13 protein-coding genes are annotated in these 13,007 nt (G+C 68.4%); 4 read left to right on the plus strand and 9 right to left on the minus strand.

The window, feature by feature from the left end:
* Positions 1 to 47: 47 nt before the first annotated feature.
* Complete coding sequence (locus ACJH6H_RS02050; protein WP_212806570.1) at positions 48 to 443, minus strand: YchJ family protein; 396 nt, start codon at positions 441 to 443, stop codon at positions 48 to 50.
* A 39-nt stretch (positions 444 to 482) separates the two neighbouring features.
* Here ACJH6H_RS02050 and aroQ point away from each other — a divergent pair, with 39 nt between their 5' ends.
* Both aroQ and ACJH6H_RS02060 read left to right on the plus strand, forming a co-directional pair.
* Entirely contained in the window at positions 483 to 926 is a 444-nt protein-coding gene (gene aroQ, locus ACJH6H_RS02055; RefSeq protein ID WP_020102966.1) for a type II 3-dehydroquinate dehydratase, read from the plus strand.
* Complete coding sequence (locus tag ACJH6H_RS02060) at positions 923 to 1,312, plus strand: hypothetical protein (RefSeq protein WP_212806569.1); 390 nt, start codon at positions 923 to 925, stop codon at positions 1,310 to 1,312. Before aroQ ends, ACJH6H_RS02060 begins: the two co-directional genes overlap by 4 nt.
* A gap of 5 nt (positions 1,313 to 1,317) precedes the next feature.
* On the opposite strand, the gene ACJH6H_RS02065 is transcribed toward ACJH6H_RS02060, so the two are convergent.
* From ACJH6H_RS02065 to ACJH6H_RS02085, 5 genes are all read right to left on the minus strand, one after another.
* On the minus strand, positions 1,318 to 2,715 hold the full coding sequence (locus ACJH6H_RS02065) for a mechanosensitive ion channel family protein (protein ID WP_406774255.1): 1,398 nt from the start codon (positions 2,713 to 2,715) through the stop codon (positions 1,318 to 1,320).
* A complete protein-coding gene (locus ACJH6H_RS02070; RefSeq protein WP_406774145.1) occupies positions 2,715 to 4,841 on the minus strand; it encodes an adenylate/guanylate cyclase domain-containing protein in 2,127 nt (708 codons plus the stop codon). Before ACJH6H_RS02070 ends, ACJH6H_RS02065 begins: the two co-directional genes overlap by 1 nt.
* A 126-nt stretch (positions 4,842 to 4,967) precedes the next feature.
* Positions 4,968 to 5,459, minus strand: coding sequence for a GNAT family N-acetyltransferase (locus ACJH6H_RS02075; protein WP_060999103.1), 492 nt, complete (start codon positions 5,457 to 5,459; stop codon positions 4,968 to 4,970).
* Positions 5,456 to 6,502 (minus strand): isochorismate synthase MenF, encoded by a 1,047-nt coding sequence (locus ACJH6H_RS02080; RefSeq protein WP_406774256.1) that lies wholly within the window; start codon positions 6,500 to 6,502, stop codon positions 5,456 to 5,458. Before ACJH6H_RS02080 ends, ACJH6H_RS02075 begins: the two co-directional genes overlap by 4 nt.
* A gap of 35 nt (positions 6,503 to 6,537) precedes the next feature.
* Entirely contained in the window at positions 6,538 to 7,173 is a 636-nt protein-coding gene (locus ACJH6H_RS02085) for an acid phosphatase (protein WP_406774146.1), read from the minus strand.
* Between the two features lie 50 nt (positions 7,174 to 7,223).
* Between ACJH6H_RS02085 and ACJH6H_RS02090 the strand changes: the two genes are divergently transcribed.
* Positions 7,224 to 8,027 (plus strand): AAA family ATPase, encoded by an 804-nt coding sequence (locus ACJH6H_RS02090; RefSeq protein ID WP_318984118.1) that lies wholly within the window; start codon positions 7,224 to 7,226, stop codon positions 8,025 to 8,027.
* Between the two features lie 9 nt (positions 8,028 to 8,036).
* On the opposite strand, the gene ACJH6H_RS02095 is transcribed toward ACJH6H_RS02090, so the two are convergent.
* On the minus strand, positions 8,037 to 9,251 hold the full coding sequence (locus ACJH6H_RS02095) for a hypothetical protein (RefSeq protein WP_406774147.1): 1,215 nt from the start codon (positions 9,249 to 9,251) through the stop codon (positions 8,037 to 8,039).
* Positions 9,252 to 9,271: 20 nt separating this feature from the next.
* Positions 9,272 to 10,819, minus strand: a complete 1,548-nt coding sequence (locus ACJH6H_RS02100) for a DEAD/DEAH box helicase (protein WP_212806562.1) — start codon at positions 10,817 to 10,819, stop codon at positions 9,272 to 9,274.
* Positions 10,820 to 11,155: 336 nt separating this feature from the next.
* Here ACJH6H_RS02100 and ACJH6H_RS02105 point away from each other — a divergent pair, with 336 nt between their 5' ends.
* Positions 11,156 to 11,869 (plus strand): ferritin-like fold-containing protein, encoded by a 714-nt coding sequence (locus ACJH6H_RS02105; RefSeq protein ID WP_244872814.1) that lies wholly within the window; start codon positions 11,156 to 11,158, stop codon positions 11,867 to 11,869.
* A gap of 33 nt (positions 11,870 to 11,902) precedes the next feature.
* Here the strand turns inward: ACJH6H_RS02105 and ACJH6H_RS02110 are convergent, their stop codons facing one another.
* Entirely contained in the window at positions 11,903 to 12,835 is a 933-nt protein-coding gene (locus ACJH6H_RS02110; protein WP_346416436.1) for a hypothetical protein, read from the minus strand.
* Between the last annotated feature and the right edge of the window lie 172 nt (positions 12,836 to 13,007).

Raw genomic sequence — 13,007 nt, forward strand, 5'->3', positions numbered from 1 at the left:
GACGAGCCTATCCGCGCCGCGACCGTCGGCAACTCGGTCGCCGGCGGCTAGTCCACGAAGTCGCCGTCGACGTACAGCCAGCGGCCATCGCTGCCGCGGGCGAATCGGCTGCGCTCGTGCAGGATGTGCCGGCTGCCGTCGCGCACGTACTGCGCGCGGAACTGCACGACGCCGGTCGGGTCGTCCGTGCCGCCGGCCTCGGTGTCGACGATCTGCAGCCGGCGCCATGTGACGGCGTCATCGAGGTCGAGGTCTGCCGGTCGGGTGTCCGGATGCCAGGTCGCCAGCAGGTAGTCGACATCACCGAGGGCGAACGCGGTGAACCGCGAACGCATCAGCGCCACTGCGGTGGCAGCGGAACGCTCGCCGCGGTGCAGCGGGCCGCAGCAGGCGGCATACACGGCCCCGGTGTCGCAGCGACACGGTGGATTGTTGGTCGGCACCGGACAATTCTGCCTGTTCGCAGCCGGTACCGTGAGTGGGTGACCGATCGCCGCCTGCTCCTCGTCAACGGGCCCAACCTGAACCTGTTGGGCACTCGCCAGCCGGAAATCTACGGCTCGACCACGTTGGCGCAGATCGAGCAGGCCGTCACCGACCTCGCGGCGCAACTGGGCTTCTCCGTGCGCGCGGTGCAGAGCAACCACGAAGGTGAACTGGTCGACGCGATCCAGGCGGCGCGCACCGACTGCGTCGGCATCGTGATCAACCCCGCCGCGTACAGCCACACCTCGGTGGCCATCGCTGACGCTCTCACCGCAGCCGAATTGCCGGTCGCCGAAGTGCATTTGAGCAACATCCACAAGCGCGAGGCCTTCCGGCATCACTCCTACGTGTCGGCGGTGGCCGAGACGGTGATCGCCGGCGCCGGGCCCATCGGCTACGAGCTGGCGGTGCGGTACCTGGCAGATCGGTTGTCGCAGTGAGTGATCCGGCGATCCATCCGCCGGCCGTGCGCCGGGCCGGGTTCCTGGTGGCGGCCGAAGGTGCGCTCGGCCTGATCGGCGCCGTGGTGTACGTGGTGCGCGGGCTGGCCGGCGCAGACCAGCACATCGTCAGCGGTTACGGCAACGCGATCTGGCTGGTGTGCGTCGGCGGGGCGGTGCTCGCCGGCGGCTGGGCACTGATCACCGGGCGGCGCTGGGGCCGCGGTATCGGGGTGTTCGCCAACCTGCTGCTGCTCGGCGTCGCCTGGTACGTCTTCCAATCCGGCCAGCTGCAGTACGCCATCGTGGTTGCGCTCGTCGCCATCGTCACGCTGGGGTTGTTGTTCAGCCCGTCCACGGTGGAGTGGATCTCCAAGCGGGAGTGACGGTTTCAGTCGGCACTCAGCAGGCGCCGGGCGTGGGCCCGGCGGTCTTCGATGATCCGGCCGAATTCCTGTAGCAGCACCGGATTTCGCTGCACCACGGTCTCGATGTGGTCGCGTTCCACGTGCACCACGGTGACTTCGTCGAGGGCGTGGGCATTGCCGATGACCGGCTGCCGGGTCAATGTGCTCTGACCCAGATAGCTGCCGTTCTCGAGGATTCCGATCAGCGTCTCGGCTCCATCGTCACCGCCGGCAGTCAGCTGAACACGTCCGGAGAGGATGAACGTCATGCGGTCGGGCACCTCTCCGACGCGCTGGACCAGTTCGCCGATGCCGTAGCGTTCCAGATTCGCCGCACTCAGCAGTTCGCGTTGTTGGTCGGCACTGAGCCGCAGGGTCGGTGCGACGACTTCGGCGACGGCCTCGGCCAGCCGTTCGGTTGTGGAGAAGTCGTCCTCGGCTTCGTCCAGGTGCAGACCGGCCCGCCGTGATGCATACCAGACCCATTGCAGGAAAAGCTTTCTCGTCTCTCCGTCGTCGGCGGGGGAGTGCAGCGGGATGGTGGTCTGATATTCGAGCCCGCCTGCGGGCGTTGCCGACACGGTGCCGTCAGGACGCCGCATCGGCAGGTCCGCGGCCAGGCGAGTGAGCAACGCGCACACCTGGTTCGGCGGATCGTCGAGGGAGAAGATCGTTGTCACGGTGATCGAGTGCGCGTCGGCCGGCCGGCTCAGATTGGTGAACGACGCCCCCGCCAGCACCGAGTTCGGGGTGATCTGGGTTCCGGCGCCGGTTTCCAGATGCACGGCACGCCAATTGACTTCGACCACCCGGCCGCGTGCGGCGGCCGTGTCCAGCCAGTCGCCGATCTGAAACGGCTGCTCGAACAACATCAACAGGCCCGAGATGATCTGGCCCACCGAATTCTGCAGTGTCAGGCCGATGACGATCGAGGTGATACCCAGTGCGGTGAACAGGCCGCGGACGTTCGCTCCCCAGATGTAGGAGAAGATCACCGCCAGGCCGACCGCGATGAGGACGAACCGGGCGACGTCGACGAAGATCGTCGGGACGCGCTTGCGCCAGGTCCCCGCGGGCGCCCCCTGGAACAGGGTGGCGTTGACGCCGGACAGCAGCAGGATCAGCACGACGAACGCGAAAAGCGTTGCGACGGTGCGGACCGAGGTGGCTGCGGCCGGTACCTGCCGGGCCTCGGTCAAGAGCAGCAGCAGTGCGCCCAGGGGCAGCAGGTAGTTGCGCAGCACGGTCACCGGCCGCACCAGGAAGCTGTGCCTGCGGCGCAGCGCGTGCTGCCATTCGGTGAGCACGACGAGCCCGATCGGCAGCCCGATCGCGATGCCCACGGCCCAGTAGAACCAGGCCGAGGTGAACACGTCAGCGATCATTCCGGCACCACCAGTCGCCAGATCGGCTCGTCCTGCCCGTCGACGGACATGGTGCCGACCGACGTGAACGTCATGGTGGCCTGCAGCGCCTGATAAACCCGGTCGGTGACGTCGATTCCGGGTTGCGGTGAACCGCTCTTGACCTGGTAGGCGACGTTGACCGCGGCGCCCCACATGTCGTAGACCACGGAGTACTCGCCGCCGAGGCCACTGCTGACGGTGCCGGTGTCGATGCCGGCACGCAGGCCCAGGTGGTTACCCGTCTCGCTGTTGAACCGGTCGATGATGCGCTGGCATTCCAGGGCGAAGTCGACGGTCCGCCGGACGTTGTCGAGCCTCGGGGTGTTGAGGCCGCAGCTGCCCAGGTAGCCGTTCCGGATCGCGCGGACGCGTTCGATGCCGAGACTGTCTGCGGCCGCGTCGAATTGGCGTTCGAGCTCGGTGACGACGGCGAGCGACCCCTGCGACGTCAACTGGGCCTGCAGTCGATCCAGCCCGATGACCTCGGTGAAGATCACCGTGACGTTCTGGTGCTCCTCCGGGACGATCTCCTCGCCCTGCTGGTAGCGCTCGACGACCGGTTCGGGCATCAACAGCGTCAAGAGCTTGGCGTTCTCCTTGCGCTGCGCGACGAGCAGCTCCTCCTTGACCGTCAGGCTCCGGCTCATCTCGTTGAAAGCCTCTGTCAGCTCGCCGATCTCGTCGCGTGTCTCGACGGGCACGTTGATGTTGTAGTCGCCGGCGCTGATGCGTTGCGCGCCCGCCTCCAGCCGCCGGATGGGCCGCACGAAGAGTTGGGCGAGGAACATCGCGGCGATGCACACGACGAAGATGATGCCGACGGTCGTCAGCACGATGGTCCGGGTGAACGCGGTCTCCCGCTGGAACGCCTCCGCGGTGTCGATCTTGCCGATGATGGTCCAGTGCAGTTCGGCATCGGGAATCGTGATGGGTGCGTAGGCCAACAGCACCTCATGGCCGAGATAGTCAGTGGCCAGCCGGGTTCCGGACTCGCCCCGCAAGGCTTGCTTGTTGGTGGTCGGTGGCACCGGTTGCACCAGGGTGGTGCCGCCCAGCTGGATGGCCCGGTCGGCGACGTCGGCCGGCGTGCCGGCCGCGACGACGTCGTTCTTGTAGGTCTGCCGATCCTGCAGGAACATCCGCGAATCCGAGCGCATCAGGTCGTCGGGACCGACCAGGAAGACTTCGCCGGTGTTACCGAGGCCCGATTCCTTCCAGCGCTGGTCGAACGTCATCAGGCGGTTGATCTTCGAGATCGGGAACTGGAGGGCGAGCACCCCCATTGCGCGTCCCGCCGTCACGATCGGGGTGACCATCCAGGCGGTGGGTTGGTTCTCCGCCGGTTGGTATATCTCGAAATCGGTGATGTCCACGTAGTCGACGGAGTTCGCGGACATCGCTTTCTCGTATGCGCCACGGAGTTTGGAGCCGCTGTAGGGACCGGTCAGGATGTTGGTGCCCAGGTCGACGTCCTTGTACGCGCTGTAGACCATGTTGCCGCGGTTGTCGAGCAGGATCGCGTCCTGGAATTCGAACCGGTTGACGATCTGCCGGAAGAAATCCTGGTACCGCGCGTTCGCCGCTGACCACGTGCTGCCGTCATGTGCGTCGTCGACCTTGACCGCCGTGTCGTCGTCCTTCCGTACGGCGGTGTAGTTCGCCTGCAGGTAGCGCTGGGCGTTGTCCCTCGGGAGGAGCTGATCGACATTCAGTTTGGCGCCGCTGGACTGCTCGACCTCTTTGAGAAAGGTGTTGGTGTAGTAGTCCGTGATCGACTGCGACTGCGCCGGACTGATGGGTTTGTCCGCCAGCGCGTCGAATCCGGCGGTGAACTCAGCCAGCGCACCCTGGGTGTGCGCGCCGCGCGCATAGATGATCATCGAGTTCTTCAGATCCGACAGCTGGTCCTTCAATTCGCGCGACTGCGATTGCCGAAGTTCGGTGAGCCGGTTCAGGACCGAGTCGCGCAGTGAGGCGCGACCGGCCCGGAACCCGATGACACCCACGACGGTCGCCGCGACGATGGTGCACAGCACCAGCATCACCACGAGCTTCGACTGGATGCTCACCCTGGACAGCAGTTGGCGACGCTGGAATCGCATTGCCGTCCCTTCGCCGGCCCGGCCTCATCGGTCGGGCCGCGGATCACCACCGATGGTGGCAGCTGAGGCCCACGTGCAGAAGGGAATTGGGGAAGAAATTTGCGAGGAACGTCAGCGGTGGCCGGATCAGCCCTCGGCCAGAGCCGTCAACTCCGGTCCGGACACCCGGTAGGTGGTCCACTCGGTCTGCGGTTTCCCGCCGACCTCGTCGTACAGGGCGATGGCATTCACGTTCCAGTTCAGCACCGCCCACTGCAGCCGCGTGTAACCGCGCTCCACGCATTCCTGCGCCAGTGTCGACAGGAGCTTGCGGGCCAGGCCGCGGCGCCGGAAGTCGGGACGCACGAACAGGTCTTCGAGGTAGATGCCGGAGACGCCGTCCCACGTCGAGAAGTTCAGGAACCACAGTGCGAACGCGGCCGGCCGGCCGTCGACCTCGACAAAATGACCCGAGACGGCGGCCTGACCCGATTCGGCGCCACCGAACAGCGCGGTCCGAATCTGCGCTTCGGTCACGGTGCACTGGTCGGCGGCCTTCTCGAATGCGGCCAGTTCGTGGATCATCGCGGTGATCTCGACTTCGTCGCCGGGCTGCACCGGGCGGATGGTCACGGTCATACGGGTACTCCCAACGCGGTCAGCATCGTCCTGAATTTTGTTGTGGTCTCGGTGACTTCGTCATCGGGATCGGATTCGGCGACGATACCGCCGCCGGCGCGGGCGTCGATGGACAGCCGGTCGGCCGACAGCTGCCCGCACCGGATCGACACCACCCACCGGCCGTCGCCGGCGCTGTCACACCAGCCGACCGCACCGGCGTAGAACCCACGGTCGCCTTCGAGTTCGTGGATCAGCCGCACCGCCGCTTCGGTGGGGACCCCGCCGACGGCCGGCGTCGGATGCAGTGCGATGGCCAAATCCAGTGCGGTGGTCGATGTTTCGCGCAGTCGTCCCACGATCGGGGTGCTCAGATGCCAGACGGCCGTGGTGGCGCTCACCTGGGGCTCGGCGGCGATGTCGAGTTCGCTGCACAGCGGTTCGAGCGCCTCGCGCATGATGTCGACCACCAGCTGGTGCTCATGCCGATTCTTGGCCGACGCCGCGAGCGCGGCGCCGTTGGCGGCGTCCGTCTCGGGGTCGGCGGACCGCGGTGCCGAGCCGGCGAACGGCTTGCAGGTCACCACATCGCCGCGGCGGGCGACGAGCAGTTCGGGACTCGCGCCGAGCAACGCGGTGCCGGAGTACGGCGCCCCTGCCGCGCTGAGATCGGTGAAAAACGCTGTGGCGCTGTGGTCGTCGGCGAGACGGCTCAGCACGACGTACGGGTCCAGGGTGTCGTCGGCGACGAGCTCCAGGGCTCGGGCGAGCACCACCTTGTGCAGGCCGGCCGCCGGATCGCGCAGGGCCCGTACCGCCGCGGCCACCCGGGCCCGGTGTTCGTCGGGCGAGGGCACGCTGGCCGCGATCCGGACCGCCGGCAGCCGGTCATCGGTGAACGGCAGCGTGTCGGCATAGGTGACCGATGCCGGCGCCATCAACGCAGCGGGGGAGTCGAGATCAAAAGGCAAGGCGCCCACCAGGATCGGCACGTCGTCGGCGGCCAGCGCCCGTCGTGCCTCGTCCAGATCGGGGAATGCCCGGGCCGGGCCGTCTGCCAGCATCACCCCGTCGGGACCCGCCAGCACGAAAACCGGGGTCACTCGGGCAGGCACGGGTTGGGGTGGCCGGTGAGACCGAGCGCGACCAACTGGCGCACGCGGTGCTCGAAGCCGCACACCGAGATCGAGGCCGCCGCCATCGAGATCCGGATGCCGTCGGTGATCGGGAGCTCCATCCAGCGGGTCATCACGGCCCGGGAGAAGTGACCGTGCCCGACGAACACCACGTCGCGCGTCGCCATGCGCTCGAGGGCCAGCGCGACGGCGCGGTCGGCGCGGGCACTGACGTCGGCCAGGCTCTCGCCGCCGGGGCAGCCGTGCGTCCACACCAGCCAGTCGGGCACCTGCTCGCGAATCTGCGGTGTGGTCAGGCCTTCGTAGTCGCCGTAGTCCCACTCGGCCAGCAGTTCGGTGGTCTCGGCGACGTCCAGCCCGGCGAGTTCGGCCGTGACCACGGCCCGCCGGCGCGGACTGCTGATCACCAAGGGGTTGTCGAGCTTCAGTTCGGCCAGCGCCGAGGCGGCACTGCGGGCCTGCTGCAGGCCTTCCTCGGTCAACTCGAGGTCGGTGCGTCCGGTGTGCCGGCCGCTGCGCGACCATTCGGTCTGGCCGTGCCGGAGCAGGATGAGCCGGTGTGTCAGCAGTTCGCCTGCCGGGTCGACGCCAATACTCACGCCCGAGATTCTGCCCCACGGTGAGCGGCGCCACTTGGCCGCGTGTCAGGATGGGCACCGTGACACGGGTACTTGCGGTCGCCAACCAAAAAGGTGGGGTCGCAAAAACGACGACAGTGGCGTCGCTGGGTGCAGCGCTGACCGAGGAAGGGCAGCGCGTACTGCTCGTCGACCTCGATCCGCAGGGCTGTCTGACCTTCTCTCTGGGCCAGGACCCCGACAAACTGCCGGTCTCGGTGCATGAGGTGCTGCTCGGCGACGTGGAACCCGATGTCGCGCTGGTCTCGACCGCCGAGGGCATGACCCTGCTGCCGGCCAACATCGACCTGGCCGGTGCCGAGGCGATGCTGTTGATGCGGGCCGGCCGGGAGTACGCGCTCAAGCGCGCGCTGGCGAAGATCGCCGACCAGTTCGACGTGGTGATCATCGACTGCCCGCCGTCACTCGGCGTGCTGACCCTCAACGGCCTGACTGCCGCCAACGACGTCGTCGTGCCCCTGCAGTGCGAGACGCTGGCGCACCGCGGTGTCGGCCAGTTCCTGCGGACCGTCAACGACGTGCAGCAGATCACCAACCCCGACCTGCGGCTGCTGGGCGCGCTGCCGACGCTGTACGACGCCCGCACCACGCACAGCCGCGATGTCCTGCTCGACGTGGCCGACCGCTACAGCCTCGTGGTGCTCGCCCCGCCGATCCCGCGGACGGTGCGCTTCGCCGAGGCCAGCGCCTCGGGTGCGTCGGTCCTCGCGGGCCGGAAGAACAAGGGCGCCATCGCCTATCGCGAACTGGCGCAGTCGCTGATCAAGCACTGGAAGAAGAACAAGGCGCTGCCGGTCTTCACCCCTGAGGTGTGACCCCGCGGGTCACTGACCCAGCGCCACCAACTGGCTGCCGCGCTGCTCCAGCAGCACCGAGCCGGCCAGGGCCGGGATCACCGCGGAGTTGACCGGCTGTCGCGCCAGCGCGATGTGCGTCTGACCGGCGCCGCTCTGCGCGTCGAACGTGTCGTAGCCGCTGGTCACCGGAACCAGCAGATGCCCTGCCAGCATGGTGGCCGGGCCGATCGGTGCCTGCCCACCCTGGGCGCTGACGGTGTACTTGTAGCGCAGCCCGTTGCTGTCGAAGACCAGCACCGAGTCGCCCGTGTACCAGGTGACGACGTCACCGACGCGCGTCGTCGCCGTCACCGGCGTCGCGGCATGCGGCAGCAGCGTGCTGGCGATGGTGTTGCCGGTCTCGTCGATGACGTTCACGCACGGCTGCGGCGTCGGCAGGTAGACCGCCACCTTGGTGTCCGACACCGCGATCACCTGTGCGTCGGAGTCCACGCTGACGCCGGGCAGCGATACCCGCTTGACGTCCGGCTGGTCCTCTTCCTTGGCGGCCTTCAGCAGTGTCAGCCGCAGGTCGTTCTGCTTGGGGCAGGCCTCCATGACGGCCACCGACGCCGAGCTGGCCGCGGCGGACACCAAGCGGCACAGGGGAGAGGCCGGGACGCCGGGTTTGACCACCGCGTCGAGGTAGCCGTAGCTGATCATCCGCACCAGGTCGGAACGCCACTGCTCCAGGCGGCTGTCGCCGTACGACAGGATCGTCGTCCCGTCGGTGGACAGCTTCACCTCGGCGTCGGCGAGGCTGCTGCGGGCCGGTCCGCGGCGTCCGGTGCCGGCGTCGATGGCGCTGGCCTGTCCGCAGCCGCGGCCGTCGGGGTACACCGCCACCGCGTACTGGTACACGGTGGTGACGCCGCACAGCTCGCGGGCGCGCGAGTAGCTCCACAGCGTGTTGCCGGTCGCCGGGTCGCGGCCCAGCATCTGATCGCCGTCGCCGGTCACCACGACGCCGCCGACGACCGACGGCTGGGTGGTCTTGCCGCTGGCCGCGGTCCACAGCTCGCGCAGCGTCGTGGGCACCGTCTTGGCGGCGTGCAAGGCCGGGATGGGACGGTCGGCTGGCCGGCTGACGGTGGCGCGCGCGTCGCTGTTCCACCAGATCAGCGCTGCGCTGACCGCGACCACCACGACGATGGCCGCGGCGGCGATCAGATCAGCTCTGGTACGTCGCTCCGGTTTGACCATAGGGCTCGGGCGGCCTGCGGCTATTCGGCGGCAGGTGCTGCGACGGCCGCGGCCTCCGAGGCGGCCTTGCTCGGACGACGACGCCGGCGGCGGCGACCCGAGTGGCTCGACTCGGCCGGGCTGTCACCGGCCGGGGCGCCGGCTTCGGCGGTGTCGCCCTCGACTGCGCCCGCTGCCTCGACATGACCCGTGGCCGACTCACCGGCGCGGGTGCGGCGGCGCGACCGGCTGCGGTTGCGGGCGGGACGGTCCTTGTCGGCGCTCGACTCGCGCTTGAGCTCGGGGTCCGAGGACTTCTTGGCGGGCTTGGCCCGCGAGGCGCCGATCGAGCCCGTGACATCGGTGGGGATGTCGAGCTCTTCGTACAGGTGCGGCGACCGCGAGTAGGTCTCGGCCGGGTCCGGGCAGTCCAGGTTCAGGGCCTTGTCGATGAGCGCCCAGCGCGTCAGCTCGTCCCAGTCGACCAGCGTCACGGCGATACCGGTCTTGCCGGCGCGGCCGGTACGGCCGATGCGGTGCACGTAGGACTGCTCGTCCTCGGGGATCTGGTAGTTGATGACGTGTGTGATGTCGTCGATGTCGATACCGCGGGCGGCGACGTCGGTCGCGACCAGAACGTCGATGTCGCTGTTGCGGAAGGACTTGAGCGCCTTCTCACGGGCGATCTGGCCCAGGTCACCGTGGACGGCGCCGACCTTGAAGCCGCGCTCGGCGAGCTCGTCGGACACCTTCTGCGCGGTGCGCTTGGTGCGGGTGAAGATCATGGTCGCGCCGCGGCCGTTGGCCTGCAGGATGCGGCTCACCATCTCGACCTTGTCCAGCGCGTGGGCGCGGTAGACGAACTGCTTGGTGGTGTCGTGGGTCGCCGCCGAGTGCGGGGCCTCGGCCCGGATGTGCGTCGGCTGGTTCATGAACGTGCGGGCCAGCGTGATGATCGGGTCCGGCATGGTGGCCGAGAACAGCATGGCCTGGCGGGAGTCCGGGGTCAGCCGCAGGATGCGCTCGATGTCGGGCAGGAAGCCCAGGTCCAGCATCTCGTCGGCCTCGTCGAGGACCAGAACGCTCAGGCCGCCGAGCTGCAGGTGACCCTGCTGAGCCAGGTCCAGGAGCCGGCCCGGGGTACCGACGATGACGTCGACGCCCTGCTGCAGGGCCTCGATCTGCGGCTCGTAGGGGCGGCCGCCGTAGATGGCCTCGACGCGGAGTTTGCGCTCCCCGTTCTCGCCGGCCTTGAGGTGTTTGCTGGCCATCGTCAGGTCGCCGTGCACCTGGATGCAGAGCTCACGGGTGGGGACGACGACGAGCGCGCGCGGGGTGCCGGTCAGCGGCAGCGAGGCGTCGGATGCGACGCGGTGCAGCAGCGGCACACCGAATGCCAGGGTCTTGCCCATACCGGTGCGGGCCTGGCCGATGAGGTCGTCGCCGGCCAGCGCGAGCGGGAGGGTCAGCTCCTGGATCGCGAACGGGTGGGCCTTGCCGTCCTCGGCGAGTGCCTGGACGATTTCGTCCCGAACGCCCAGGTCGGCGAATGTTTTTTCTTCGGTTGTCTTTGCAGTCAATGCGGTCATGAGGTGGCGTGGATGCCTTCCAGTGTCATCGGAGTCTGTGCTCGCTGTTTGTCCACGCGCGCACGAGTCTGACGATCAACACTTGGGCCCTCGGGGCGGTTCTGCCGAATCAGCCGGGTGTTCCGGCGAGCTGGAGAACCGTCTACCGCGTCGGTCGCGGATGGAGGTGGGCCAACACGTGCACGCACATTTCCTTGGTCGCAGCCGGTCGCGCGTTGCCCGCGCCGGACCTTTTCCCGATCCGGAACTTGCCCGGAACTGGCTACAGCCGAGACCATTGTAGCTGGTCGCATCGCCGGTCGGCTGTGACGCGAGTCGCGGTCTACAGTTGGGGCCATGCCTTCCCCGTCGCCTTCGAGGTCCCAGGCGCTGCCCGAGCAGACGGCAACTCCGGCGCAGCCGGCGGTGACCGGCGATCATCCCGGTATCAACGAGTTGTTCGCCCTGCTCGCGTACGGCGAGGTCGCCGCGTTCTACCGGCTGACCGAGGAGGCGCGGATGGCGCCGAACCTGGCCGGTCGCATCAATCTGGCGCGCATGGCCGCCGCCGAGATGGGGCACTTCGACGTGCTGCGCGAGGCGCTGCTGCGCCGCGGTGTCGACGTCGTCCCGGCGATGACGAAATACGCTCCGGCACTGGAGAACTACCACCGGCTGACCACACCGAGCACGTGGCTCGAGGCGCTGGTCAAGACCTACGTCGGCGACGCCCTGGCAGCCGATTTCTACCTGGAGATCGCCGGGTCGCTGCCCGCCGAGGCCGCCGACGTGGTGCGCGCGGTGCTGTCGGAAACCGGGCACTCCCAGTTCGTGGTGGCCGAGGTGCGGGCCGCGGTCAGCGCCAGCGACCGGCAGCGGCACCGGCTGGCGCTGTGGTCGCGCCGGCTGCTGGGGGAGGCCATCACCCAGGCGCAGTTCGTGATGGCCGAGCACGACGAGCTCGTCGACCTGGTGCTGTCCAGCGGCGAGGGTCTGACCCAGATGACCGAGTTCTTCGAGCGCCTGCAGGAGACACACAAGAACCGGGTGCGCGAACTCGGCCTCGGCTGAGCTCACACACCCGGTCCTGGATGCCTGTGGCGATTACTTCGTGCAGGTGGTGATCATCGTGTTGTTGCTCTGCACGGCGACCGGCTGTCCCGAACCGTCGCTGATCGAGCAGTTCAGCTGACCGGTGACGCTGGTGGCGGTCACCGAACTCAGCGTGACGCCCGGGTTCAGCGTGACCGTCTTGGCCCACGGCAGTGCCACGTTGACGTCCGTCTGCAGCGCACCCTGCCCGTCGGTGTAGATCACCGTCACGAGGTCGAGTAGCGACTTGTTGCCGGTGATGCGGTAGGTGACCGTGTTCGGGCCGGGTGCCGCGGGGACGGCGGCGGGGTCGACCGGCGGTACGGCCTCGGCCGGTGTGGGCGCCGCTGCGGTCGGGGTGACGGTCGTGACGGTCTCGGGAGCCAGCGAGGCGGTCGGCGGCGCCGCCGTCACCCGGGGACGCGGTGCGGCCGACGGCGTGGCGGAGGCCGTCGGCGTGGCCGACTGGCTCGTGCTGGGCGGCGTGATCGGCGCCGTGACAGGCCCGCTGTCACCGCCGCCGAGGATGACGACGGTGCAGATGACCGCCACCAGCAGGATGGCGCCGGCGACACCGGCCACCCACACCCAGCGCCGGTCGATGCCTTCGTCGTACTCGTAGATCTCGTCGTCGTAGTCGTCATACGCCGCGTCGTCATAGGCCGCGTCGGCGTCGCCACCGGCGTAGTCGGTATCGGCTGCGGTGAACCGATCGGTGTCGCCGTAGGTGCTGCTGTACTCGCGCGTGGGGCGGTCGGCCAGGTCGGTGGCGGAGCCGTACGAGCCGTACGAGCTGTACGAGTGGGTCCGGTCGCTGCCGTACCCGGTGCTGGAGCCGTAGCTGTAGCTGTAGCCGCGGTCGTAGCCCTGGTGGCTCGGGGTGTCCCCGTAGCTGCCGGTGGACGCCCCCGACGGTGTCGAATATCGCGAATATGTCCTGCTCATGGCGACTTTCCCCGGTCGAGTATCACTTACCTCGTCGATGCTAATGGTGCAAAAGTTACGGATGAGGTCGGCTCGCTGACCGTCGGATAACGGTCGGGACTCGGTTCGGTCGACCGCGCCGAGACGACCTGTCGCGACCTCGAAAAGCGGTGCCGCCGGGCCGCGTTTCCGG

It is taken from the genome of Mycobacterium sp. SMC-21 (assembly GCF_045310825.1).
Taxonomy (GTDB): Bacteria; Actinomycetota; Actinomycetes; order Mycobacteriales; family Mycobacteriaceae; genus Mycobacterium.